This is a genomic window from Sphingomonas sp. DMC6 (genome assembly GCF_056314225.1).
Genome location: NZ_JBQUYT010000004.1, coordinates 164,637 through 188,710, shown reverse-complemented (window position 1 = coordinate 188,710; position 24,074 = coordinate 164,637). Strand labels below are relative to the sequence as shown.

General features: G+C 64.1%; 17 protein-coding genes. 4 read left to right on the top strand and 13 right to left on the bottom strand.

The window, feature by feature from the left end:
• Positions 1-2 precede the first annotated feature (2 nt).
• The gene (locus ACT53M_RS11410) at positions 3-2,792 is read right to left on the bottom strand and encodes an NHL repeat-containing protein (protein ID WP_476233473.1); all 2,790 of its coding nucleotides are present in this window, start codon (positions 2,790-2,792) and stop codon (positions 3-5) included.
• Positions 2,793-2,883: 91 nt separating this feature from the next.
• Here ACT53M_RS11410 and ACT53M_RS11405 point away from each other — a divergent pair, with 91 nt between their 5' ends.
• Both ACT53M_RS11405 and ACT53M_RS11400 read left to right on the top strand, forming a co-directional pair.
• Positions 2,884-3,921 (top strand): flagellar motor switch protein FliG, encoded by a 1,038-nt coding sequence (locus tag ACT53M_RS11405; protein ID WP_476228922.1) that lies wholly within the window; start codon positions 2,884-2,886, stop codon positions 3,919-3,921.
• 13 nt (positions 3,922-3,934) lie between these two features.
• The gene (locus tag ACT53M_RS11400; protein WP_476228921.1) at positions 3,935-4,585 is read left to right on the top strand and encodes a FliH/SctL family protein; all 651 of its coding nucleotides are present in this window, start codon (positions 3,935-3,937) and stop codon (positions 4,583-4,585) included.
• A gap of 10 nt (positions 4,586-4,595) precedes the next feature.
• Here the strand turns inward: ACT53M_RS11400 and ACT53M_RS11395 are convergent, their stop codons facing one another.
• Complete coding sequence (locus ACT53M_RS11395; RefSeq protein ID WP_476233472.1) at positions 4,596-5,867, bottom strand: glycosyltransferase; 1,272 nt, start codon at positions 5,865-5,867, stop codon at positions 4,596-4,598.
• A 287-nt stretch (positions 5,868-6,154) separates the two neighbouring features.
• Positions 6,155-7,687, bottom strand: coding sequence for an aminoacyl--tRNA ligase-related protein (locus ACT53M_RS11390; RefSeq protein WP_476233470.1), 1,533 nt, complete (start codon positions 7,685-7,687; stop codon positions 6,155-6,157).
• A gap of 108 nt (positions 7,688-7,795) precedes the next feature.
• Here ACT53M_RS11390 and ACT53M_RS11385 point away from each other — a divergent pair, with 108 nt between their 5' ends.
• Complete coding sequence (locus ACT53M_RS11385) at positions 7,796-8,779, top strand: nodulation protein NodZ (RefSeq protein ID WP_476233468.1); 984 nt, start codon at positions 7,796-7,798, stop codon at positions 8,777-8,779.
• A gap of 221 nt (positions 8,780-9,000) precedes the next feature.
• Here the strand turns inward: ACT53M_RS11385 and ACT53M_RS11380 are convergent, their stop codons facing one another.
• The 10 genes from ACT53M_RS11380 to ACT53M_RS11335 form a co-directional block, all read right to left on the bottom strand.
• Positions 9,001-10,092 carry a DUF3644 domain-containing protein gene (locus ACT53M_RS11380; RefSeq protein ID WP_476233467.1) on the bottom strand — a complete coding sequence of 364 codons (1,092 nt, stop codon included), beginning with the start codon at positions 10,090-10,092 and terminating at the stop codon, positions 9,001-9,003.
• A gap of 400 nt (positions 10,093-10,492) precedes the next feature.
• Positions 10,493-10,960 (bottom strand): DUF1203 domain-containing protein, encoded by a 468-nt coding sequence (locus tag ACT53M_RS11375; RefSeq protein WP_476233466.1) that lies wholly within the window; start codon positions 10,958-10,960, stop codon positions 10,493-10,495.
• Between the two features lie 575 nt (positions 10,961-11,535).
• On the bottom strand, positions 11,536-12,495 hold the full coding sequence (gene fcl / locus ACT53M_RS11370) for a GDP-L-fucose synthase (protein WP_476233465.1): 960 nt from the start codon (positions 12,493-12,495) through the stop codon (positions 11,536-11,538).
• A complete protein-coding gene (gene gmd / locus ACT53M_RS11365; RefSeq protein WP_476233462.1) occupies positions 12,485-13,546 on the bottom strand; it encodes a GDP-mannose 4,6-dehydratase in 1,062 nt (353 codons plus the stop codon). The genes fcl and gmd overlap by 11 nt, the downstream gene beginning before the upstream one ends.
• A gap of 126 nt (positions 13,547-13,672) precedes the next feature.
• Complete coding sequence (locus tag ACT53M_RS11360) at positions 13,673-16,021, bottom strand: hypothetical protein (protein ID WP_476233461.1); 2,349 nt, start codon at positions 16,019-16,021, stop codon at positions 13,673-13,675.
• Between the two features lie 12 nt (positions 16,022-16,033).
• A complete protein-coding gene (locus tag ACT53M_RS11355) occupies positions 16,034-17,191 on the bottom strand; it encodes an acyltransferase family protein (protein WP_476233459.1) in 1,158 nt (385 codons plus the stop codon).
• Positions 17,192-17,206: 15 nt separating this feature from the next.
• A complete protein-coding gene (locus ACT53M_RS11350) occupies positions 17,207-17,845 on the bottom strand; it encodes a class I SAM-dependent methyltransferase (RefSeq protein ID WP_476233458.1) in 639 nt (212 codons plus the stop codon).
• 21 nt (positions 17,846-17,866) lie between these two features.
• Positions 17,867-19,498 carry an O-antigen ligase family protein gene (locus ACT53M_RS11345; RefSeq protein ID WP_476233457.1) on the bottom strand — a complete coding sequence of 544 codons (1,632 nt, stop codon included), beginning with the start codon at positions 19,496-19,498 and terminating at the stop codon, positions 17,867-17,869.
• A 10-nt stretch (positions 19,499-19,508) separates the two neighbouring features.
• Entirely contained in the window at positions 19,509-20,747 is a 1,239-nt protein-coding gene (locus tag ACT53M_RS11340; RefSeq protein ID WP_476233455.1) for a lipopolysaccharide biosynthesis protein, read from the bottom strand.
• Positions 20,748-20,869: 122 nt separating this feature from the next.
• The gene (locus ACT53M_RS11335; protein ID WP_476233453.1) at positions 20,870-22,888 is read right to left on the bottom strand and encodes a right-handed parallel beta-helix repeat-containing protein; all 2,019 of its coding nucleotides are present in this window, start codon (positions 22,886-22,888) and stop codon (positions 20,870-20,872) included.
• A 205-nt stretch (positions 22,889-23,093) separates the two neighbouring features.
• Between ACT53M_RS11335 and ACT53M_RS11330 the strand changes: the two genes are divergently transcribed.
• Entirely contained in the window at positions 23,094-24,041 is a 948-nt protein-coding gene (locus ACT53M_RS11330; protein ID WP_476233452.1) for a glycosyltransferase family 2 protein, read from the top strand.
• Positions 24,042-24,074 lie beyond the last annotated feature (33 nt).

Below are 24,074 nucleotides of genomic sequence, written 5' to 3'. Positions count from 1 at the left end.
GCTCAAAATCCGATCAGCGGAGAAGCGGGGCTGGAAAGGCGGTTGAGCGCGGCCTGATAATTGGCAAGCTGCGACTGCTGATACGGGGTACCCTTGCCGGTGCCCGTGTTCTTGGCGCCATCGACCATCAACGCCTTGGTGTCGTCCCAATATAGCGAGCGATAGGCGGTCTGCGTCATCGACAACGCATCCTTGATCTTGCCCAGCGCGACCTTGGCATTGTCGAGGTTGGCGATACTCAGCGAGTCACTCAGATCCATGCCGTAATTGCCGCCGGGCCGCACCGTCGGCGCCGAGCTGGAAACTGGCGTGGCCACGGTGATGCGCTGCGGATCGATACCCAGCTTGGCGAGCGCATCCTGATCGCCATTGCCCGCGATAAGATCGAGCGAATGGCCCGCCTTCATCGTGATGCGCAGCGTCTGCTGACCGTCCATGGCCGTGGCGGTAACAGTGCCCTTGGATGCGCCGATCATCCCCTGGATGCGGTCGGCGAGCGTCTTCAGCGTGTCGCCCGCAGCAATCGTTACCCTGCGAACCGCGCCGTCATCGGCCTTGATCGAAAAATAGTCGTCGGGCCGCAGCGTCGTCTGGGTCGTCAGCTTGTCCGACACCGGCGGATTGATCATGCCGCGGCCGAAGCCGAGTGCGGCAATCGCATTGTTGCCGCCCTTGTCGGCGGCGATGCGCACCGGCTCCGTGCGGAGCAGCGCCTGGCCGAACTGCTGCGTGTGTGCGATCGTCCCGTCCGAACTGTTGATCCGTGTGACGAAGCCGTCGGTCGGGCCGCGCCGGGTGGCGCCCAGATCGCCCGTCGTCCGGCCGCCGGCATAAAGGTCGCTGCCCAGAAAGGCGACGCTGTCGACCTGATCGTCGGCGCTGGTACCGATATAGGTGGTGCTGGCGCTGGAAAGATCGCTGGCGACGCGCGTGACGAACCCGTCGCGCCCACCGCTGGTGCTGTTCACCTGATTGCCGTTCAGCGCCGCGCTGGTGGCGCCGCCCACCGCAATGGTGCCGTCCGCCCCCACGGCGATCGCGCGCGCATCGGCATTGCCCAGATCGATGCTGGCAACGTCGGTCGCCAGCGACGATCCCTGCATCTTCATTACCTGCGCATCGCCACCTTTGGTCACAAGCGCCAGGACGTTACCATCCTTGTCGACGGCGAGCCCGTTGACGGCATCGGTGCCGGGGGAACTGATCGTGCGGCGCTCGGCCAGCTTGCCCGTAGGATCGAGCCGGGCGATGAAGGCATCGCCATTATTGGTGGTGATCAGGCTGTGCGAGGTGAGGCCTCCGACGAACACCGATCCGTCCGCCCCGACTGCAACCGACTTGGCGACGTCGAGCCCGGTGGAACGCACCACGGTGGAGAATTGCTCGTCGCCATTGGTGGCATATTTGGCGACGACCATGTCGCCATCGCTGGTCACGCCGTTATAGCTGCCCGTGACGGTGCCGGCCACGACCACGCCGCCATCGGGCGCGATCGACACCGCCGCGCCGCTCGAAGAGCCAGGGGCGCCCAGGCTGCGCTGCCACACGACCTTGCCGGCGCCATCCATCTTGGTGAGGAACAGGCCGTTGTCGCCATCCGAACGATTGGCGCCCAGATCGCCCTTGGTGGTGCCGACGACATAGCTATAGCCTTGGCTGTCGGTAACGACCGCCGCCGCATCGGTATTGGCATAGACGTTGCTGGTCTGCGTCTTCTGCGTCTGGACCTTGCCGTCCATATCGACCGTGGTGGTCGTGACCGTCGTGGTCTTGTTCGCCGCGACATTCTGCGCGGTCTTGTCGCGATCCAGCGCCTGAATCGTCCCCATCGCCACCTTGGTATCGGCGCCGGCGGGATCGTTCAGGCGGAACACCTGCGTCGCCGTGGGTGCATCGAGCGCGGTCTGGCCGGTGGCGACGACCAGCGCGTCCCCCGAATTGACCTGATCGAGCGACACCTGCTCCAGCGAGTCCGGTGCGTCGAGCTTCAGATCCCATTTGCCATTCTTGTATTCGGGCACGAAGCGCGACGACCAGCGCGACACCGGATTGCCCTTGGAATCGAGCTGCGGCGTGCCGTCGGCCTTGTAGACAAGCTGCGAGCTGATCTGGGCATTGAAGGCATTGGCGACCGAATCCATCGTCGGCGGCTGCGGCCCGGTCGACAGGTCGACGGTATATTTCTGGGTCAGGCCGGGGCGCGTGAGCGTGATCGAGAATTGCTCGTTGCCGGTCAGGCCGGGCAGCGGATCAGACCGCTTCGTCACCAGCGACTTGCCGCTGACCGAATAGAGGCTCGACGAAGCGAGCGTCGAGGACGTGGCAGTCGAGCTGGGCTTGCCGAACGCCAGGTTCACCTGGTCGGACGGCGCAGTGACCAGATATTTCTGGATGTCCGCCAGTCCTTGCGAAAACGCCTTTTGCAACTGCGCGCGCTGCGCGTCGGACGAGGTGGTGCTGGTCGCCTGTTCGGCCAGCACCCGTAACTTGTCGAGCGCCTTGTAGGTGGTGAAAGTCGTCTGGACGTCGTCCGGCAACAGCACGCCCGTGCTGTTGAAGGCGTCCGTCGGGTTCACCACCGTCTTCGCCGCCAGGATCGACGACAGCTGGGTGTCGCTGGCGTTGGCGGCGTTGGGATCCTTCCAGGGCGGGGTCGTCGGTGTCAGCGTGAACTGGGCTTTGGCGGCGCGCACCGCCTGGCTTTCCACCGTCACCGGTTGAACGGACAGGAAGCTGTTCTGCCCGGTCAGGACACTTAGTCCGATCAGGTTGGCCGTTAAATTCACCGACATCCGCGCGCGTCCTTTCCCCTAACAATCCTATAATAGAGGGGTGTGCGCCGCTTCGTGCGCGTACGCGTGCCTTTTTTGCGCAGGGAAAAGCATGGCATCGACCGCAACGCTGACGGGGGAACCCCCAGAACTGAAACGTTATTCCGGCGCCCAGCGGGCGGCGGCGCTGATGCTGGCGCTGGGCCGCGAGCATGGCGCGCCGATCTGGGACCAGATGTCGACCGATGAGATCAAGGAGCTTTCCTCGACCATCGCCAGCCTGGGCCGCATCCCCAGCGCCGTCGTCGAGCATCTGCTCGTGCAGTTCACCAGCGAAGTTGCCAGCATGGCATCGCTGCACGGCAGCTATGAAACCACCGAACGCCTGCTCGCCGGCATCCTGCCGAACGACAAGGTGCGCGAGATCATGGAGGACATTCGTGGTCCCTCCGGCCGGACGATGTGGGACAAGCTGTCCAACGTGTCCGAAACCGTGCTCGCCGGCGCGCTGAAGCAGGAATATCCGCAGACCGTGGCAGTTATCCTGTCGAAGCTGCGGCCGGATCATGCCGCGCGCGTCCTTTCCGAACTGCCGCGCGAGTTTGCGGTCGACGTCATCATGCGCATGCTGCGGATGGAAACGGTGCAGAAGGAAGTCATCAATCAGGTCGAACAGACGCTGAAGACCGAGTTCATGACCAATCTGTCGCGTTCGCAGCGCCGCGATCCGCACGAGGCGATGGCCGAGCTGTTCAACTCGCTCGACCGCTCGACCGAGGAAGCGATGCTTACCGCGCTCGACGCCAAGGCGCCGGAAAGCGCCGAACGCATCCGCGCGCTGATGTTCACCTTCGAGGATCTCGCCAATCTGCTGCCGCCGGCGATCGCCGCGATCGTCCGCAGCGCCGACAAGCGCGAGATGGCGCTGGCGCTGAAGGGCGCACCGGAGCAGCTGAAGAACATGTTCTTCAGCTCGATGACCGAACGCGCGGCCAAGCTGATGCGCGACGACATGGCGGCGATGGGGCCGGTGCGTGCGCGCGATTGCGAAGAGGCCCAGTCCTCGCTTGTCCGCCTCGCCAAGGATCTGGCCGATCGCGGCGAAATCCTGCTGGTCGACCCCAAGGCCGACGACGCGATGATCATTTGAGGAGCCGGATCGCATGAGTGTCCATGTCGAGCGTTTCGCCTTCGACCGCATCTTCGCGGCACCCCCGGTATCGGGGCCGACCAAGGTCGACGACGATCTGCTGATCGAGCTGGCAGCGCTGAAGGCCGAGCTGGCGGCGCTGAAGGCCGATCAGGGCGATGCCGTCGCCCGCGCGCGCGCCGAAGGCTTCGAAGCCGGCCTCGCCCAGGCGCGGGCCGAGCGCGAGGTTGCGCTGCTGAACGCCGTTGATGCGCTGCACGCGGGCATCGAAATCATCGACGCGCAATTCACCGAGGTATCCGAACGGGTGACGAGCGAGGCGGCCGAAGTCGCGCTCGCCGCTGCCGATCTGATCGCCGGGCGCGCCATCGCCACCTCTCCCGGCGCCGCGATCGACGATGCGATCGGGCGGGTACTGGCCCAGGTGGCGCGCGGCACCGAACTGCAGATCCGCGTCCACCCCGATCTGGTGGAAGACATCGAGGCCAAGATCGCCGATCGCCAGTCGAAGGACCGCCGCAAGCTCAACCTGCACGTCGTGGCCGACGCAACGATCGCGATGGGCGATGCTGCGATCAACTGGGACGAAGGCGCCCTCGCCCTGACCGCCGCCGCCCGCCGCGAGGCCGTGGCCGCCGAACTGGATTCGCTGCTGCCGCATTGAGCGGGGGCGGCTACATCCCCAGCGCGTCGAGCGCCTGCGCCACGCCATCCTCCGCCCGCAGCGTCTCCGCCGCCGCCCGGCAACGCACGGCCATTGCCGGATCACCGAGCAGCCGGCCGATCGCTTCGGCCGCGCGCGCCGGGCTATAGCGACGCTTGGGCAGCCCCAGTCCCAGACCGGCGCGTTCGATGCGCGCGGCATTGTCGAACTGGTCGCCGAATATCGGGCAGACAAGCTGCGGCACGCCTGCCAGGATCGCCTGCGCAGTGGTACCGATGCCGCCATGACCGATCACCGCCGCCGCGCGCGGGAACAGCTGCGAATGCGGGGCATAGCCGGCGACCAGCACATCCTCTGCCGCCAGCGCCCGCTGCGCCGCCAGCAGATCGTCGCCGACCAGCAGAACGGCGCGCATCCCCAGCCGCCGTGCCGCCGCCGCGCTGGCGGCGTAGAAGCCGTCCTCGGCATAGATCGCCATGCTGCCCAGCGTGAACACCAGAGGCGGCGGACCCGCCTCCAGGAAGGCGGCCAGTTCGGGCGACAGCCCCTGCCCGGCAAAGCCGCCGTCATAAAAGACGAAGCCGGTCTGGACGAAGCTGGCCGGCGCATCGGGTGGCGGCGGCGAAAAGACGGGCGACCACAGCCCGATCGCCCGCTCGACCGCCAGCGGCCCGGCGATCATCTCGTTACCCGCAAAGGGCGGCGCGCCGGTAGCGGCGCGGATCGCGGCGAACGGCTTCAGGCGTCGCGCATGGCTCTTTTCGGCGAGCCGCAGCAAGGGCCGTACCGCGCCGGCGCCGAACCAGCGCCGCAGCGTCACCAGCGTCCGCGCGCCCTGTGGCAGAACCGGCGGGTCTTCGGCCGACAACACGGCGATCGGCTGGAGCAGGACCGAGGCGACCCGCACGCCCGCTGCCTGCGCCGCAATGCGGGCAAGGATCGAAAAGGTGCTGCAAAGCACCAGGTCCGCCCCCGCCACCACCGGCTGGAGGTCCGCCAGCGTCGCCTCCGCATAAGGCAGCACGATGCGGTCGATCACGAAGCCCAGATCGCGCGCCACCGCCCTGGCCATGGCGACTTCGTCCATGCCGGTGTCGGCGAACAGTTGTTCGGTGGTCGGGCGGATGGGGTGGAATTCGATGCCGTGGCGCTCGGCAATCGGCCGCACCGCATCTGCCCCGGCGAACACCAGCACATGCCCGCGCGCCTGCAATCCCAGCGCCAGCGCAATGAAGGGATGGACGTCCCCCAGCGTCCCCAGCGTCGCCAGCACCACCCGCATCGGCCCGTCCCCCTCGGGAGGAGGGTGCTTACAGGCGACCGGCGCAAGGTCAAGGAACTAGTCCTCCCGCTCGCGGCGACTATCCGACTTGGCTCTTTTACTCCCCTCCCTGCGCGCAGGGAGGGGCCGGGGGTGGGTCCGCCGCCGTGAGGCGGGGGGCTCGGGTTCGGCCAGGAATGGAGTCTTTAGAGGCGCGCAGACGCGCGCACCCGCCCCTTTATCCCCTCCCTTTCAGGGAGGGGTAAGCAACGCTGCTTAAGCCTCCCCGTGCCGGGTAGGATTGGTCCTCAATAGGCCCGCGCGACCAGGATCCGCTCCACCGCCGGCTTGCCGGTGAAGAGGCACGTCCCCGTCGCCGGCGCCGCATCCATCGGCACGTTGCGGAACGTAAGCTTCAGCGCCTTCAGCCGCTCGACCACCGCTTCCAGTTCGGCGCCGGTCGGCTTCGCCCACTCGACCTCCACCCAGCCGGGGAATTTCGCGGCCTCGTCGAAATGCGCCGCCAGCGCGGCAAAGTCGGTCACGCCGCGGACGATGTTCGCGTCCAGCTTCGCCTTGGCCTGGTCGAACAATGCCTGCTGGATGTCGCCCAGCATCGCCGCCGCCTCGCCCACGAACCCGTCACGCGCCACTACCGCGCTGTCGAGCTTGCCGTCCTCGCGGTACAGCCGGTCGCGGCGGATCACCGAGACATTGCCGCCCGCCATGTCGCGCCCGCCGACCTCGATCACGATCGGCGCGCCCTTCTTCACCCAGCCCCAGCGCTTGGTCGCCGCCTTGGCCGCCTTGAGGTCGAGCAGCGCGCGCACCGGCTCGCCGAACGCGCTCTGCGCCGCCAGCTCGGCCTGCAGCGCCTTGCAATAGTCGATCAGCGCCGCATCCTCGGGCTGGTCGCGCAGCATCGGCACGATCACGATCTGCCACGGCGCCACGCGCGGCGGCACGCGCAGCCCGTCGTCATCGCCGTGCACCATGATCAGCCCGCCAATCATGCGGGTGGAGACACCCCAGCTCGTAGTCTGCGCCAGCTCGAACTGGCCCTCGCTATTCTGGAACTTGATGTCCTGCGCCGAGGAGAAGGTGGTGCCCAGGAAGTGCGAGGTGCCGGCCTGCAGTGCCTTGCCGTCCTGCATCATCGCCTCGATCGAGAAGGTCGAGACCGCGCCGGGAAAGCGCTCATTCTCCGGCTTCTCGCCCGCCACCACCGGCATGCCCAGGCATTCCTCGGCAAAGCTGCGATAGACTTCGAGCATCTTCAGCGTTTCTTCCTGCGCCTCGTCCACCGTGGCGTGGGCGGTATGCCCTTCCTGCCACAGGAATTCGGCGGTACGCAGGAACATGCGGGTGCGCATTTCCCAGCGGACGACATTCGCCCACTGGTTGATCAGCACCGGCAGGTCGCGCCAGCTCTGCACCCAGCGCGACATCGCCGCGCCGATCACCGTCTCGGAGGTCGGCCGCACGACCAAAGGCTCTTCCAGCTTGGCTTCGGGATCGGGCACCAGCCGCCCGTCCTTCTGCACCAGCCGGTGGTGCGTCACCACCGCCATTTCCTTGGCGAAGCCGTCGACATGCTCCGCTTCCTTCTCGAAATAGGAAAGCGGGATGAACAGCGGGAAATAGCAATTCTCGTGCCCCGTCGCTTTGATGCGATCGTCGAGCAGGCGCTGGATACGTTCCCAGATGCCATAGCCCCATGGCCGGATGACCATGCAGCCGCGCACGCCCGAATCCTCGGCCATGTCAGCTTCGCTGATGACGGTCTGATACCATTGCGCGAAATCGCCGTCGCGCGTGACGGAAAGGGCGTGCTTGATCATGGCCGAAGCGCTTAGCGCCTCCGCGCCCGGAAGCAATGCCCAACCCGGCTTGCCAAGCGCCGCCAACCCCGCGAAGAGAGTAACCGAATCGCTTACCGGGATATGGTAATGACCGCAGCTTCACCCGACAAATATCTGTGCACCAAGGGCAAGGCGGGGCTCGGCAACCGGATGCTGGCCGCGACCACAGCCTGGCTCTATGCCCAGCTCAGCGGCCGCGTGTTCGTGCCCGACTGGTCCGATTTCACCTATTCCAACGACGGCAGCAACGTGTTCCACGCGCTGTTCGCCTGCCCCGGCAGCCGCGACGCCCTGCCCGACCTGACCGAAACCTCCGTCACGCCACCTATCTGGATCGGCCATCTCGACAGGTCGGCGAACGACATGGTCACCGAACTGGGCAATGACGATCATCGCGCGATCACCGCCGGGCGCAAATTCTCGGTCGACCTCACCCGGCTCGACCATCCCGAGCGCTATGCGATGTTCTGGAGCTATACCCAGCACATCAAGCTGCTACGCCCGCACTTCCGGGGCGCCTGGGCCGACTGGGCGCGGCTAAGCGACGATCAGGTGATCGCCCGCGTGCTGCAGAACCATATCGTCCTGTCCGACGACATCCGCGCAAAGGTGGACGCCTTCCGCGCCGGACATTTCAGCGGCGAGGTGATCGGCGTCCATGTCCGCTACATGGACCGCAAGACGTCGCTCAAGGATTTCCTCCGCCATATCGACCGGCTCCATGCCCGCCGGCCGGATGCGATGATCTTCCTCGCCACCGACAACAAGGACGCCGAAGACCGCATCCGCGCCCGCTACCCCCGCGTCGTCACCACGCCCAAATGGTTCCCGGAGGGCGGCATCTCGATGCACCAGAACCCCGAATGCCCGGACAGGCTGAACAATGCGGTGGAGGCGCTGGTCGACATGTACCTGCTCGCCGAGTGCGACTATCTGGTCTTCCCCGGTAGCTCGACCTTCTCGAAGATCGCCAGCCTGATCTCGCGCATGCCGCGCGGGCACGTGGTGGATATCGAGCGGTACAGCCTCAGGATACAGGCGAAGCGCTGGGTGAAGCGGTTGTTGCAATAGGTGCGGGCGCTGCCGGGGCGTGGGGAAGAAGCCGCACGCCCCCGCCCCTCTCCGCAAAACGTCATTCCGGCGAAAGCCGAAAATCGATGAAGGCTCAGCCTTAATTTTTGAATTCGACAAGCTAATTGATGTAGCCATTCGCGCGAACGGCAACTTTATACAATTACACGTCGGCAAAAACTTGAAATGAAGGCGCCTATGGGCTCTCCACGCAACAATGCCTATAGCTTGAATGATCTAAGTTCATCAAATTGCTGCGCGTCACTACAAACATCAACCAACCTCTGAATCCATTGATCAGAGAACTTGTAATCACCATGCGCAGCGTGATATATACAAAAATCGCGATTTGTGTTTTCAGGTTGAGCCGCACCTTTGCGGGGACGCACTCCAAATTTCCGCCAGGCCTGGGTATGATTAAATTGCGTGAATTCTAAATTAGTTGCAGCGGCAACCCGCTTCACAACATCACCCGGCTTATGAGGATAGAGGTGGTCTGCGAGTTTATGCTGGACCAATACGTTGCGTATATCCTTACCCTCAGCGGAATTTGGCTGAACAAATTGAAAGTGGGCACGTGCTTTTGTGACTGCGTCAAGCGTATATACTACTCTAAATTGAAATTCTAGATCCGAGAGCTGCGCTTCGGACATCCCCTCGCGCAGCCGCGCATCTATGGCATCAATCTTCTCAGGTATTTCATACCTGTTTGTTATGGCAGCCTGATCGAAGTTCATCTTTGAAAATTGTAGAGCAAATGACAATTCGTGCGACAGCGTAAGCCTTTCTCCGAAAAGATCACATATGGCCTTATCAAAATTAAGGCAGCACGCTTGAAACAAGCCTAACCATTTTGAATCCGCCCTACCAAGCAATTTATGCTCAACATCATCTCTTAGCATTTTAATTGCTCGCAAATTATCCCTAACGCCTTTCGATAATGGGCAGTCATGTCGATCAATTATTTGACCCAATAAGAGGGATCGACCATCCTTTCCTACGATTTTTACCCCCTTTCGCTCATAATGCTCATGCATTAAATAAGTCCATGCCACATTGGCGAGCATCGTGAATACTTCGGTCTTGAAATACATGGAAGGGCTATTAAAAATCTGAACAGCTAGTATCACAGCCTCTCGGGCGCGAATGAGCCGCTCATTTTCGAAGAGATTCAGACCCGTTTTCTGATCATATGATTTCTTCTTAATCTGGAAAAATTCGACCTCATCATCGGCGGCAGGCGCAATTTCTCCGTCATTTTTTACCTCAGTAATACGCGCGCTATTAATCGTCGCACTACGACCGACGTTCACGAGCGCCTGAATATCCTGGTTCCTCCATCCCCTCGCAAGCAGCGCCTTTACGATACGCTTTTCGTCTACCGTAAGTGCGCCGTCACGATTTCTCGCAGCCATACCAGTGCATCTCCCCCTTTTGGCACTTCATAATTCCATTACCTCCAAATTAATGCAAGTATGTGCAGCGCGGAAGCCCCCTCCCTAACTACATTAAAATCGATTACCACTTCGATCCACTTCAACTTTCTCTGGAACATATGATTTTACCCATACCACACTCTCACTAATCAGGGTCGGCTCTGCTTAGTCCGGCGGAACAATAATACTGCAACGCTGTTCAAGCCACTGCGATCACCGCATCAATCGGCAGAAACCTACAAGAGTAAATCCGGGAATAATATTTCTACTCCCCCCCTCAGCCCCGGATAATCCTTCCCGCATAGCACCCGCGCCTGGCATAATGCGCGTGGAGATAGGCCACCGCCGGATCAGCCAGAAGGCGCAGGATGCATGCTTCGAGCGCGTCCCCCTCCGCCAGATCGGCATCGCGCATGGTCCCCGCCGCATCGAACGCCCGCAGCGAAATCGGCCGGATGCGGAGGACTTCGGGCAGCGTATCGGTCACGTCCAGCGCCTGTTGCGCGCCCTCGCGGACGAAGATCGCATGCCGGGCGCGATAGGGCGTGTCGGCGGGCTGGTGCTCGTAGTTTAGCAGAATTGCGGTCTCGCCGATCTCCAGATCGCGCAGTTCGATGCGATCGGGGAAGCCGGGCTTGGCGTCGACAACAAAACGCTGCGCGCCGAATGCGGCAAGCCCGGCGTCGGACAAGCCGTACAGATGGGTGAATTGCCGCGGGTCCAGACCTTGCACGCGATATGCCATCCAATTTCTCCTGCCGGTTGCAGGAGCAATAGGCGCGGCCCCGATAGCGCGCTTCCCGTGCCTTGCTTTCGAAGCTTCGTGCCTAGGCCTCGTGCATTTCGGAGAGCAGGCAGACCAGCCCGCCGGGCCTTGTCGCTGGCGGCGTCGTTCCTTATTTGTTCGAATCGCATCCTCCGTCAGTCGGATGCCGCTCTTTGACCCTGCAGGACACCACACCCGCTCGCGATCGCACGCGAGTCACCCTAAACTTCCTAAACTTCATGGATCAGGCAGGCACGGCAAGCGCGGGACAGTCGCATTCGTCTCATGTGCTCCCCTCCCTGCAAGGGAGGGGCCGGGGGTGGGTCCGCCGCCGTCAGGCGGCGGGACTCGCTCTCGACAGGGTACATAGCGCTTTCAGTAGCGCGCAGACGCGCGCACCCACCCCAACCCCTCCCTTTTAGGGAGGGGGAAGGAGGGCCATGCCGCACTCCGCGGGCATAGCGGCCGCAGTTCCATGCGCCGCGAAAACATGCGCGCGAGCCTAAACTTCCTAAACTTAGCCCCCTTGGGCCGGGGAAAGGACGCAGCCCCCGCTATGCCCCCGCCTCGGCTACATGCTTGAGAAACCAGCGATAGGTCGCCTCCAGCCCCTCGCGCAGCCCGATGCGCGGCTCCCAGCCCAGCCCGCGCAGCTTGTCGGCGCTCATCAGCTTGCGCGGGGTGCCGTCGGGCTTGGTCGGATCGGTCAGTATCTCGCCGTCCAGCCCCACCACGTCGCACACCATCTGCGCCACCTCGCGGATCGTCAGGTCGCTGCCGGAGCCGACATTGACATGGCTGTCGCCCGAATAGTGCTGCATCAGGAACACGCAGGCATCGGCGCAGTCGTCGGCGTGGAGGAACTCGCGGCGCGGCGTGCCCGTGCCCCAGATCGGCAGGTCGCGCTCACCCGCCAGCTTCGCCGCATGCGCCTTGCGGATCAGCGCGGGCAACACATGGCCAGAGTTGAGGTCGAAATTGTCGCCCGGCCCGTACAGGTTGGTCGGCATGGCCGAGATGAAGTCCAGCCCGTACTGGCGGCGATAGGCCTGGGCCAGCTTGATGCCGGCGATCTTGGCAATCGCGTACCATTCGTTGGTCGGCTCCAGCGGCCCGGTCAGCAGCGCCTCCTCGACGATCGGCTGGTCGGCGAATTTGGGGTAGATGCAGCTCGAGCCGAGGAACAGCAGCTTCTCCACTCCCGCCCGGCGCGCGCCTTCGATGATGTTCGCCTCGATGGAGAGGTTATCGTAGAGGAAATCGGCCGGATAGCGATCGTTGGCGAGGATGCCGCCGACCTTCGCCGCCGCCAGAAACACCGCATCCGGCCGCGCCCCGGCCGTCCAGTCGAAGGTCTGGCGCTGGTCCTTCAGGTCGACCTGATCGCGGCCGACCGTCAGGACTTCGCAATTCTCCTGCGCCAGCCGCCGGACGATGGCCGCGCCGACCATGCCGCGATGGCCGGCGACCCAGACGCGCTTGCCGGCCAGCGAATAGGCCGCGTCACTCCCCATTGCCGCGCTGCTCCTGCTGCACGCGGATCAGGTCTTCGCGAACCATTTCGGCGCACAGTTCCTGCCAGCCGACATTGTGATGCCAGCCAAGCTTCGCCCGGGCCTTGGCCGGATCGCCGATCAGCAGGTCGACTTCGGTGGGGCGGAAATAGCGCGGATCGACTTCGACCAGCGTGCGGCCGGTCTGGGTACAGATACCCTTTTCTTCCACGCCCTCGCCTTCCCACCGCAGGGTCAGGCCCACCTCGGCAAAGGCATGGGCAACGAAATCGCGCACCAGCGTGGTCTCGCCGGTGGCGAGGACATAGTCGTCTGGCTGGTTCTGCTGCAGCATCATCCACATGCCCCGCACATATTCACGGGCATGGCCCCAGTCACGCTTGGCATCGAGGTTGCCCAGGTACAGCCGGTCCTGCAGCCCCAGCTTGATCGCCGCCGCCGCCCGGGTGATCTTGCGGGTGACGAAGGTCTCGCCGCGCAGCGGGCTCTCATGGTTGAAGAGGATGCCGTTGGAGGCGTGAATGCCGTACGCCTCGCGGTAATTGACGACGATCCAGTAGCCATAGAGCTTGGCGACGCCGTAGGGACTGCGCGGGTAGAAGGGGGTGGTTTCGCGCTGCGGCACTTCCTGCACCAGACCGTAGAGTTCGGAGGTCGAGGCCTGGTAGAAGCGCGTCTTCTTCTCCAGCCCCAGGATACGGATCGCTTCCAGCAGCCGCAGCGTGCCGATGGCGTCGGCATTGGCGGTATATTCGGGGGTCTCGAAGCTCACCTGCACATGGCTCTGGGCCGCGAGGTTGTAGATTTCGTCCGGCTGGGTCTGCTGGATGATGCGGATCAGGTTGGTGGAATCCGTAAGGTCGCCATGGTGGAGAATGAACCGCGGATTTTCGACGTGCGGATCCTGGTAGAGATGCTCGATCCGCCCGGTGTTGAACGAGGAGGAGCGCCGCTTGATGCCGTGGACCGTATAGCCCTTGGAGAGCAGCAGTTCGGCCAGATAGGCGCCATCCTGCCCCGTGACGCCGGTGATCAGTGCCGTTTTCGTCATCCGCAGCTTATCCCCATAAAATGTATCAAACCCGATTCATGAGAACCAAGTTGTTGATCGCGCTACATCAGGCCCAGCACGGCCGTCCAGCGCCGAGGATAATTATAGAGCTATATTAGTCATGAATTAACTTACAATCGCGCCCACCGGAGAGTCGGATGCGACCGGCCGACCAAAGGTATCAAAGGGGATGAGCGGCCGGGCACCATAGACCTGCTGGCCATGGAACGGGGCGTATCGGTTGTCGGGGCCGAACTGTAGCGGGCCGCCGCGCACCACCGCCTGCTCGCCCCGCGGCCGGCCGGTGAGAAAGTGGCAGCGGGCGATCCGCAGCCCGTCGCGCGGCAGATCGGGCGTGTCCGCATCCATGCGGGTGCACAGGTTGAACAGCTGGACGTGGTTGCGATGGCCATGGCCCGGCGATTTATTCCGGAAGGTGAGGCACATGGGCTGGCTGAAGAAACTGTTCTGGGCGAGCACGAAGTTGCGGTGCCCGTCCTGAAACTGGCCCATTTCCGCGGCATTGCCGGTCTTGCGCAGGATCGACAGCGCCATGGCGAAGCCGACCATCGACTTGCCGCGCCCCACCGGCACACCGGCCTGGTCGCGGCTGAACGGTTCGAGCAGCGTGCCGCTGGCGGTTGCCGGATCAAAGCTTTCGACCAGCCGATACTCGCCCGCCTGCCCGCCCCCAAGCACGCGCAGCACATCATTGGGCATCACCATGTTCGGCCGCCCGCTGCCGCTCGTCAGCGTGAAGCGTCGCCCGCTGCTGGAAAGCGTGCTGCCGTCCTCCAGCTTCACATTGGCCTGGGTGAGGAACAACTGCGCCGTGGGCGAACTGCCATGGTAGCGGAAGATGGTGGTATTCCGCATGCCGATCTGCTCCGGCCGCACCACGCCTTGCTGCTGGCAGAAATCAGCGTGCCAGATCAGGTAGAAGCGCAGCCGGTCGCCCGGGGCGAGGCCCGGATAGCTGCCTTCGAGCAGCAACTGGTTGGTCGCTGGGTCCGCGCCGGCAACCTGAATGCCATCCTGCCCCGCCAGCGCGCCGGTGGTGATAGACGCCTTGCAGTCCGGGCGCCGGCCCATCCGCGCGAAATCTGCGGTCCCGGCAAGCTGGACCAGCGTTTGCCCCTTCGGCCCATGGTCAACAGACTGCACGATCAGGTCCGGCTGGCCATGGACGCGCTGGTGGAATTCGCGGTCCATCGTCACGAAATAGCCGTCGACGACGACATCGTCATAGCCCGGGCCGCCGGCGAAGCTGTCGCTCGCCTCGTGCGCAGTGACATTGCGATACAGCCGCGCGCCCTGGGTGGTGTAGTTCGCGAACAGGCACTCGGTGAGGTAGATGCCGCCCCGGGCATAGGGGAACGGGTTGTTGACGGCATCGCGGAGCGGCACGGGCCCCGCGGTGAGGTTATAGCCGACATCGAGGCCCCGCATGTCGCGCGGCCCGTTCGCACCCACGCCATCGACCAGCCGGCAGCCGGAAAAGCCCAGCACATAATCGGGGACGCGCGACTGCAGCGTCAGCATCTTGCCAAGGTCGAGTGTCAGCCCCTGGAAGTGGACCCGGCGCGCGGGCACCACCCAGCGCGGCTCGGGCAACATCCTCTGGCTACGCGTGACGATCACCTGATCCGGCTTCAGCCCTTCGGCCGCAACCACTTCGATCATCCGGCGATTGTCCATCGGCCGGGCGCGGGGCGCGGCGTTCTGGTCCTCGACACAGGCGCCCGCGCGCAGCACTACCACCTTGCCGCCATCGCCCACGCCGTCGCCGCCCAGCGCCCGGAACAGCGTCCGCCACGGCGCACCCCGGCTACCCGGCCCAGCATCATCCCCCGCGACCGGATCGACAAAACCGGTGCGTCGCCGTACATCGAGCGCGCGATCGACATTGATGACGAGCGGGATCTCGATCCGCCGCTCCAGCCCATGTTCGCCGCGCAGATAGCAATAGAGGATGGCATCGCCGGCTGTGACCGTGCCCTCCCCGGCACCGATCTCCACCGAAAAGCCGATCGATCCCTGCGGCGCGACGCTGCCGTCATGCATCCGCACCGGCGTATCATTCACACTCCAGTCGGTAACGGTGACGCTGTTGCCCTCCAGAAAGAAGACGGCTTCCTTGAAATAGTTGATTGTCTCGCGGTCGGCCGATTGCGGGGGCAGCCCCAGTGCGGTGATCTTTACCCCCTCGCCATGCACCCATTGGCCGGGGATAGCGGAGAAGCCGCCGGTGAAGCGCTCGTCGGGCACCAGTGTCCCGAGCGGCCGGTCGCTCTGCGCCGGTGCCGTTCCGCCACTGCCGGCAACACCGGTCCAGCGCGGCCCGGGCTGCAGCACGCCCGCCCGGGCCTTGCGGCCATGGCCTTGCGCCGGCGTCGAGGGGGCCGAGCAGGCGAGCGGCACTACCGACAGCGCCAGCGCGCTTCCCACAAAGGCCCGGCGAGTGGCGTCGGTCATGACCTGGCTCCTTTATTGCGCGCCCGGTGCCAGCGGCTCGCCGGCCAACGGCGCCGCACGCTGGCTCGCGCCGGTCCATTGCTTGCGATAGCGTTTCAGCCGGTCGAGCACGGGCTTTTCGACGAAGTGCCACGACAAGGCGGCAAGCGGCAGCGTGCACAGGAAGTTGAGTACCGCCAGTGCGTAGGGGGAATGGAAGGCGAACCCGCGCTGAAGGGCGAACATCACCGGAAAGGCATAGATATACATGCCATAGGAATAGTCCGGCCGATGCGCCGACAGGCTGCGGCGTCCGATCCCCAGAAAGCCGAGGCACAGCACGAAATAGGCCGTGAAAAGCTGGCGTACATGCAGCCCCGCGCCGGGCGCGAAATGCTGCACCGCGATGTTGGCGATCAGCAACGCCAGGCAAAGCCACCACGAAAGCAGGATGCGGCGCCGGAACAGATAGCAGGCAATGCCCAGCGCGAAGGCGACCCACAGCCGGTCCAGTCGCTCGAACTGATAGCTGATGCCGCCACCGAGCAGGTGCGGCACATTGTGCGCCGCTGCCACATCCCAAAGCAGCGCGAAGGCAAGCGTTGCCGGCAGCACCGCCCAGCACATCCAGCGCGGACGACTGAGCCCCAGCACGCCGCACAGTGCCAGCAGCAGATAGCAGCGCGCCTCCCAGGGGAGCGTCCAGAGCGAGCCGTTGACGTTGCACGGCGCCGCACCGCAATCGACGCCCGAAAGGCTGAAGCTCGAAAAGACGAACGTGCCGTTGAGGCCCAGAAACTTGAGTGTTTCCTCGCCGGTAAAGTAGGCGGCGGCCGGCAGCCGGCTATAGGCCAGCCCTGCCACCGTTACCGCCACCAGCATCGCCATCAGCCCCGGCCACAGCCGGGTGAGCCGCGCCAACAAGAAGAAGCGCAGCGAATGGTTGGTGACCAGACTGCGATAGACCAGGAACCCGGACAGGGTGAAAAAGCCGTCCACCGCATAGTTGGAAATCGGCGCACCAAGCCAGTTCGCCAGATCGTCATGGTCGCTGCCCGACACGGCGTAGAAACTGTGCGAATAGATCACCAGGCTGGCGAGCAGCAGCCGCACCAGCGTCAGTTCGTTATTGGCCGGGCGCAACTGAACATCGTCGATGCCGCCAGCCCCGGAACGATCGGCCTGGTCCATCGCCGCCCTCCCCGCTCAGGCCGCGCGTGCGCGGATCAGGAACTGCATGACGAAGAAGCGCTTCAGCGCGCCCAGGCTAAGGGCACTCAGAATGCGGTATTTGGTGCGGGGTACCCGGTCGACCACGGCTTCCACACGCAGGCCGCCGCGGCTCATCAGGTCGACCGCGCCGTCCTTCACGAACCAGCGCAGATGCGTCCGGTCCAGGATACCGGCGTCGGTAAGGTCATAGCGACCACGGAAGAAGAGCGGCCCGACAAGGCCGATATAATTGACGTTGGGAATGCTGGCGATGATCGTGCCACCGGGCGCGAGGCACTGCCGGAGCCGGTCGACCGCGCTCCACGGATCGCGCAGATGCTCGAGCACGTCGAGACACAGGATGGTGTCGAACCTTCCCGCCTCCGCGACCACGCGCTCGAGGAACGCTGGATCCTCCAGATTACCCGCGAATGCGCGGTCGACGCCGTCCAGCACATGATCGGCGACCTGGTCCACCACCACCACGCGGTCGGCGCGGCCAGCCTGCTTCAGCGCCACGCTGGTTGCGCCGATGCCGCCGCCGACATCGAGCACGCGGCCCAACCGCTCGGGCATCACTTCAAATGCATCGTGACGGATCAGGTCGTGATATTGTTGGACGGCTTCGACCATGTTTCAGGCTCCTTGATCACCTTATCGGGGGAGCGGACCGGCCGAGGCGGCCTTGTCGCGATAGAGCAGGGCAAACACCAGCCCCAGCAGCATGAACATCAGCGGGAAGTTGTCGGTCTGCGACAGCACCAGCTTTGTGTTCATCAGCACGATCAGCATGGTCGCCACCGCCAGACGCAGCGGGTAGCCGGGCTCGCGTGCGAACAGGCCGCTGCGCGCTACTTGCACAATGGCAAGCACGATTCCGCCATAGAGCAAGGTGAACCCGACAAGGCCATAGTCGGCGGCCATCGACAGATAGCCGCTGTCGACGCTGAGCTGCCCGCCCATTGTCCGCCAACCGATCGCCTCCCCGCCCTCGCCGGGGCCATAGCCGAACAGCGGGCGGCGGGCGACGGCGGGCACCGCCATATGGAATTGCTGCGTCCGCGCTTCGTTGCTCTGCTGGGCGGCGCCGCCACCGAACACGCGCATCCGCAACCCGTCGACCGACATGATCAGGATGAAAAGCGCCGTGATGATCGCCGGGTACATCAGCGTGATCGCCGGACCGATCAGTCCGCCGGGCGCCGAGCGCCAGCGCCGGATGCCCCACAGCAGCAGATAAGCGATATGCGCGACGATGAAGCCGACCATGCTGAGCCGTGCGCCGCTGAAAAACGCAGAAACCAGCAGCACCAGATCGGCGACTGCCCACAGCCCGAGCCTCCAAACCGATCGGGCATTGGCCAGCTTGTGCAGGATCAGCGGCGCGACCAGTGCCAGGAACTCCCCATAGGAAAGCGGCGATGTGAAAGTCGTGACCACGCGGTAGCGGTCGCGGAAATGCGGGCGCAGGATCTGCTGCACCGTCTCGTCCTGGATCTGCAGGAAGCTGGGGATATGGTCGGCCCAGAGGACATGCTCGGCGCGATATTCGAACGCTCCGACGACCATCAGGATCGCTGCGATCCACAGCAACAGGTTCACCCAGCGCCCCGATCCGCGCGGATTTTTCGCGAAATGCCAGGTGCTGAGAAAGAACATGCCGATCCAGGTGATCAGGATGTCGACGAAGCGGTTAATCGTCTCGCCGAGCGACGTGGAGGTGAAGGTGGAGATGGCGATCACCGCCATGAAGCCGAGCACCATCCGCGCAAGCCAGGGCGAGCTGCGCAGGATTTCCGCCACCTCCTGCCGGAACTTGCGCGAAATCGACGTGCAGACCAGCAGCAGCAGGATCGTCGACGCGCCGATCAGCCGCCGCAGCGATATCCAGGGCAGTCCGCCGACGGAAAAGGCAAGGTAATTGGGCCAGAGCAGCATCACCGCGGTGAAGACGATGAACATCCGCCCCATCGTGCGGGTGGGCGCACGCGGCGCAGCGGGGAGTGCCCAGATAACAACCAGCACCAATATCGCCGGTGGCGCGGCAGCCGGCACCAGCAGCGAGGGCGGCAGTATCGCCAGCAACAGCCCATATGCCATCGCCACGAAGCAGACGATCGCCAGCAGCATCCCGCGCCGCAGCAGCACCCACCAGGTGCCGCGCTCGCGCTCGTACAGGGGGAGCACCGGCTGGCCGCGCCGAAGCACCCAGGCCCGGAAGCGTCGGGCGGCCATGCGCATCTGCAAGGAAAGCGCCGAACCCTGAAGATCGCTTGCTGCGGTCATCGTGCGCCCCTCACCAGAAACGGATTCCCAGCACGAGCCGCACCGAGGCCATGCTGACCAGTCGCAGGAACACATACGGCACCACGGTCGCGATCGCCGCGCCCAGCATGCCGTAGGGCGGGATCAGCAGCAGCGCGAGCGCGGCGGCCATCGCCGCGGAAACGATGGTGAAGCACAGCATCAGCCGCTCGCGATGCGCCATGATCAACACGCCGCCCGATGCGGCAAGCACCAGGCTGAGCACCTGCCCGAGTACCAGAATCTGCATGGCCAGCGATCCCGCGACGAACCCCTTGCCGAACAGCGCCATGATCCAGTGCGATGCCAGCAGCACCGCCACCACGACAGGCGTGGAGGCCACGACCAACCCCAGCACCGTCAGCCGAAGGATGCGGCCGATCCGTGCAAGGTCGCCCTGCTGGAAGCTCGCCGCGAACACCGGATGCAGAATGGTCTCGGAAGTCGCCGCCAGCAGCTTTAACGACGAAGCGATCTGATAGCCGATACGGAAGATGCCCGCTTCGGCCGGCCCATGGGTGGCTGCCAGCAGCACGGTCGCGAACCAGTCGATGAACAGGTTACTGGCATTGGAGACGAGCACCGAGAAACCGGGGCCCACCATCGGCCGGTCAAGGGGTGCCGGCGACTCCCAGCCGCGCATCGCCCGGGTGAGCCGCACCGCACCGAACAGGTCGCCCGCGCTCCACCCGACCAGATAGCAGATCGCCGGCAGCAGTGGCTCACGCGCGCCGAGCAGCAGCGCCGCCGCCAGGCACAGGCCGCCGACGATCGTGCCGATCGGCCCCTCGATCAGCTGCGAGGACCCGATCTGGCCCAGCCCCCGCAGCGCGTTCGACACCAGCCGGCTATAGACCATGCCGGGGATAACCAGCGCGAGCACGAGCAATTGCGGCGCAATCAGCGGCTCGCCCAGCATCCGGCTGGCGATAGGCTCACGAAACAGGATCAGCGCGACCGTGATAACCGCGCTGGCGCTAAGCGAAATCCGCAGGGCGCGGCGAATGGCGGTACGGGCGATGCCGCTGCGTCCGTCGCTCAGCGCAGTCGCAACCGTACGAACCAGAATGAAGTCGAGCCCGAGCAGCGCGAGCGTGACCGCCATGAATGCCGTGGTAAGCGCGGTGCCGAACGCGCCCACGCCGGCGGGGCCGAAACCCCGCGCAATCAACCAGGTGAAGGCGAAACTCGTTACCGCACCCAGCCCCTTCACCCCGAAGCCGAGGACCATCTGGCCACGCAATCCTCTGAGGTGGAACGAGCTTCGCTTCACGATCTTCCGGTACGCCCCCAGGAACTGCCTGCCGCCCTTATGGCAGGCAATTCCGTGGGGCAATAGTCGCTTTACCAAGATTAGACGTGATACAGGTCCATCGTGGAAAACTTCGCCAGGGCGAGGCTATTGCGCGACAAGGTGCCGGTGTTACCGAGCGCCGCCGTCGCGACCGGCAGATTGGTCTGCACGGTCGGATTGTTGGCGAGGTTGGCGACGGTGATCTGCGGCGCTGCGCTCGACGTGTCGGGCACCATGCTCGATGCCAGGGCGGTCTTGCTGCTGTCCGCCGTAGCCGACGCCACCATCGGCTGCGTTACCGCTGGCGAAGCGATATTGGTGGGCACAGCCGCCGCCGTGCCGGTGTTGAGCGCCAGCACCTGGGCCGCACTCAGTGCCTGATCGCGCATCTCGATGCTGCCGATGCTGCCGCTAAACGCCGTGCTGAATGGGCTGCCCACATACAGGCCCCAGCTTTCGATCGCACGGCTCGCGCCGCTCACCGCCGTCGATCCGCGCGCGACGCTGTCGACGTATATGGTAGCCTTGCCGCTCTTGCCGTCATAGGTCAGCGCGATCTTGTGCGTGGCGGTATCGGTGATCTTCGCGCCCGACGTGGCAAGAGTGAAGGTCTTGCCGGCGTCGTTCTTGATCGTGAACACCAGCTCCCCGTCCGACCGCAGCGACATCGACCAGCTCTGGTACACGCCGATGATCTGGCCTGCCGTTGCCGTGCGCGAATCCCGCTTCATATCGAACGACAGGGTGAACGCCGGCAGCGCATAGAGCTGGACCGAATTCGACCGGTTGAGCTCGAACCCCTTGCCCGTCTGGATATGGTACATCGCGCCACTGATCGCGCTGGTATCGACCGCCTTGGAGGTCGCAACCGAATCCCAGCGCGACTTGTCCGACATGCCGGTCGCACCGAACTCCAGATCGAGCAGCAGCCCGCTTGTGCCGGACTTCGCCGCCGATGCCGTGGCGGTGACAGTCGGAAGCTCGCTGGCGACCAGCCCGGCGGCGACGCTGCCGACCGGCGGATGATAGCCATAGCCATCGACGATAAGTTGCGACAGCTTGGTCGTGCTGACGCCATTCAGATTGGCGAACTTGCGCAGCGTTACCGAATCGGTCTGCAGCCAGCTATTGTTGCTGGCATTGAGGTTCGTCACCGTAGACGTGGTGACCAGCCGGTCGCCGACATTGCCGGAAACATTGGCACCGTCGACGCGGTCCAGCCGCACCCAGGCCGGGATAGCGTCGTCGGTCCGCGACACGATCGTGTTCGACTGGATTGAGACATTCTTGCCGCCGGTGATCGAGATGCCCTGATACTGCCCATTAACATAGATTAGGTTATTGCTGATCTGGACGTTGGTGTAGGGCAGGTTCCCTTCCTCGTCGTTCATGAAGATGCCCTGGATCGCATCGCCCGCGCCCTGCAGCACCACATTGTTCTTCACGACGATGTTCGTCGACGCGACGGTCGTTCCGCGCGTGAGGAACTGGATGGCATCCGGATGCTCGCCGTTGACGGGGAACATGTTGGTGAACATGTTGCCGTCGACCACCACATTGGTGAGCGCGCTGAGGTTCATGCCGTCGCGGCGGATGTCATGGAAGCTGTTGTCCTTCACCACGACATTGCTGGAAGCAGTGACGTTCAACCCCAGCCCGACATGGTCGAAGGACGAATTCTGGATCGTCACGTTCGCACTGTCGCGAACGAACAGGCCCCAGCCCACGGTCTTGGTAACGTCGCCGGAACCGCCCGAAATCGTCACATTGTCGAATACGATGTTCTTCGACTTGTTGACGTTGTGGAGCTGGGTCCAGTCCACCTCAGTCGATGCGACATCGCGCGAAAGGTTCAGATTCCGGAACGTGATGTTGCTGTCGCTGTTCAGCGCCACACGCTGCACCGTCGCAGGATTGTTCGCATAAAGCGACGTAATCGTTACGTTGCTGGCATAGTTGGTATTGTTCAAGGCGATGCTGGTGTAGGTGCCAGCCGCAAGCTTGATCGTTTCGCCCCCCTTCGCCGCCTTTAGAGCGGCGTCGAGCTGAGCCTGAGTACTGACGACGATATCCGGCATGTAAGCACCTTTTCCCTGCGACCCACGAAGGTCGACACACCCTTAACTAAGCCAGGCTTGTACCAGTCGCGCCTGAAGCTTTGTTTTCATGATAGGGTTAATTATCACATCATGAGTCTAAGGATTTTTCCCAATACGCACGCGTTCGGATAGGAGGAGTGCGGAGCCACTTTCCCTTTCATCAAAGGCACTTTACGAGGGTTTCATGCAAAATGGCAGCGAACGCCCGGCGGTTAGCATTTTGGTGGTCGCCTATCGATCCGGCGCTTTTATCGACCAGTGCCTGCGCGGCATAGCCAATGCAGCTCCGATTACCCCGCACGAAATACTACTCATCGATAACGGCGATGACGGGACTGCCGCGCTGGTACAGGAGCGCTTCCCGCATGTCCGAATCGTGCCGAGCGAAGGCAATATCGGATTCGGCGCCGGCAACAATCGCTGCGCCGCGCAGGCCCGCGCCCCGCGTCTGCTGCTCGTAAACCCGGATGCGGTGCCCGAACCGGGTTCGATCGACGCGCTGGTTGCATTTTCCCGCGCACATCCCGAGGCCGCGGCCTGGGGCGGCCGATCGCGCGGACCGGATGGCCGGCTGGACGCCGCCAATTTCCTGTCGCTGCCGCGCGTGCGCGATTTCGTGCGCGCGCCGCTCGATTCGATGCGCGGCATGGCCCGGGGCGGCCTGCCCGCCGATGCCCGCGAACCCGGCGCAGTCGATGTGCTGAGCGGCGGCTTCATGATGGTCCGCACCGACATCTGGCGCGAGCTGGGCGGCTTCGACGAAAGCTTTTTCCTCTATTCCGAAGAAATCGACCTGTTCCGGCGAATCAAGGATCGCGGCTACCGCGTGCTGGTGACGCCCGACGTCGCGGTCGTACACGATGCGGGGGGCGGCAATGCGCTTTCGCCAGCGCGTTTCCTGTACCGAACGACCGGACAGATGCATTACGCGCACAAGCATTTCGGGAGAACCGGCGCCTGGATAGCCGGTGCGGGGCTGTGGGTGCTGGCGGGAAAATACTGCTTCGCCGCGCCCGTAGCGGCGGTGCTGATGCCTGCCAAACGGGAGCGCCTGCGCGCGCTGGGCAAGGCCTGGGGCGGCATTTTCTGGCACCCCGGCCGCTGGTGGCACGGCTATCGCAAACGCGCGTGAAGCGACGGCGAGCGCAGGGGCAAGCCGGACGCC

Bases quoted from the DNA above. Each gene is read 5' to 3' on its own strand.
- ACT53M_RS11410 (WP_476233473.1), bottom strand. From the start codon at position 2,792: ATGTCGGTGAATTTAACGGCCAACCTGATCGGACTAAGTGTCCTGACC.
- ACT53M_RS11405 (WP_476228922.1), top strand. From the start codon at position 2,884: ATGGCATCGACCGCAACGCTGACGGGGGAACCCCCAGAACTGAAACGT.
- ACT53M_RS11400 (WP_476228921.1), top strand. From the start codon at position 3,935: ATGAGTGTCCATGTCGAGCGTTTCGCCTTCGACCGCATCTTCGCGGCA.
- ACT53M_RS11395 (WP_476233472.1), bottom strand. From the start codon at position 5,867: ATGCGGGTGGTGCTGGCGACGCTGGGGACGCTGGGGGACGTCCATCCC.
- ACT53M_RS11390 (WP_476233470.1), bottom strand. From the start codon at position 7,687: ATGATCAAGCACGCCCTTTCCGTCACGCGCGACGGCGATTTCGCGCAA.
- ACT53M_RS11385 (WP_476233468.1), top strand. From the start codon at position 7,796: ATGACCGCAGCTTCACCCGACAAATATCTGTGCACCAAGGGCAAGGCG.
- ACT53M_RS11375 (WP_476233466.1), bottom strand. From the start codon at position 10,960: ATGGCATATCGCGTGCAAGGTCTGGACCCGCGGCAATTCACCCATCTG.
- fcl (WP_476233465.1), bottom strand. From the start codon at position 12,495: ATGGGGAGTGACGCGGCCTATTCGCTGGCCGGCAAGCGCGTCTGGGTC.
- gmd (WP_476233462.1), bottom strand. From the start codon at position 13,546: ATGACGAAAACGGCACTGATCACCGGCGTCACGGGGCAGGATGGCGCC.
- ACT53M_RS11360 (WP_476233461.1), bottom strand. From the start codon at position 16,021: ATGACCGACGCCACTCGCCGGGCCTTTGTGGGAAGCGCGCTGGCGCTG.
- ACT53M_RS11355 (WP_476233459.1), bottom strand. From the start codon at position 17,191: ATGGACCAGGCCGATCGTTCCGGGGCTGGCGGCATCGACGATGTTCAG.
- ACT53M_RS11350 (WP_476233458.1), bottom strand. From the start codon at position 17,845: ATGGTCGAAGCCGTCCAACAATATCACGACCTGATCCGTCACGATGCA.
- ACT53M_RS11345 (WP_476233457.1), bottom strand. From the start codon at position 19,498: ATGACCGCAGCAAGCGATCTTCAGGGTTCGGCGCTTTCCTTGCAGATG.
- ACT53M_RS11340 (WP_476233455.1), bottom strand. From the start codon at position 20,747: ATGGTCCTCGGCTTCGGGGTGAAGGGGCTGGGTGCGGTAACGAGTTTC.
- ACT53M_RS11335 (WP_476233453.1), bottom strand. From the start codon at position 22,888: ATGCCGGATATCGTCGTCAGTACTCAGGCTCAGCTCGACGCCGCTCTA.
- ACT53M_RS11330 (WP_476233452.1), top strand. From the start codon at position 23,094: ATGCAAAATGGCAGCGAACGCCCGGCGGTTAGCATTTTGGTGGTCGCC.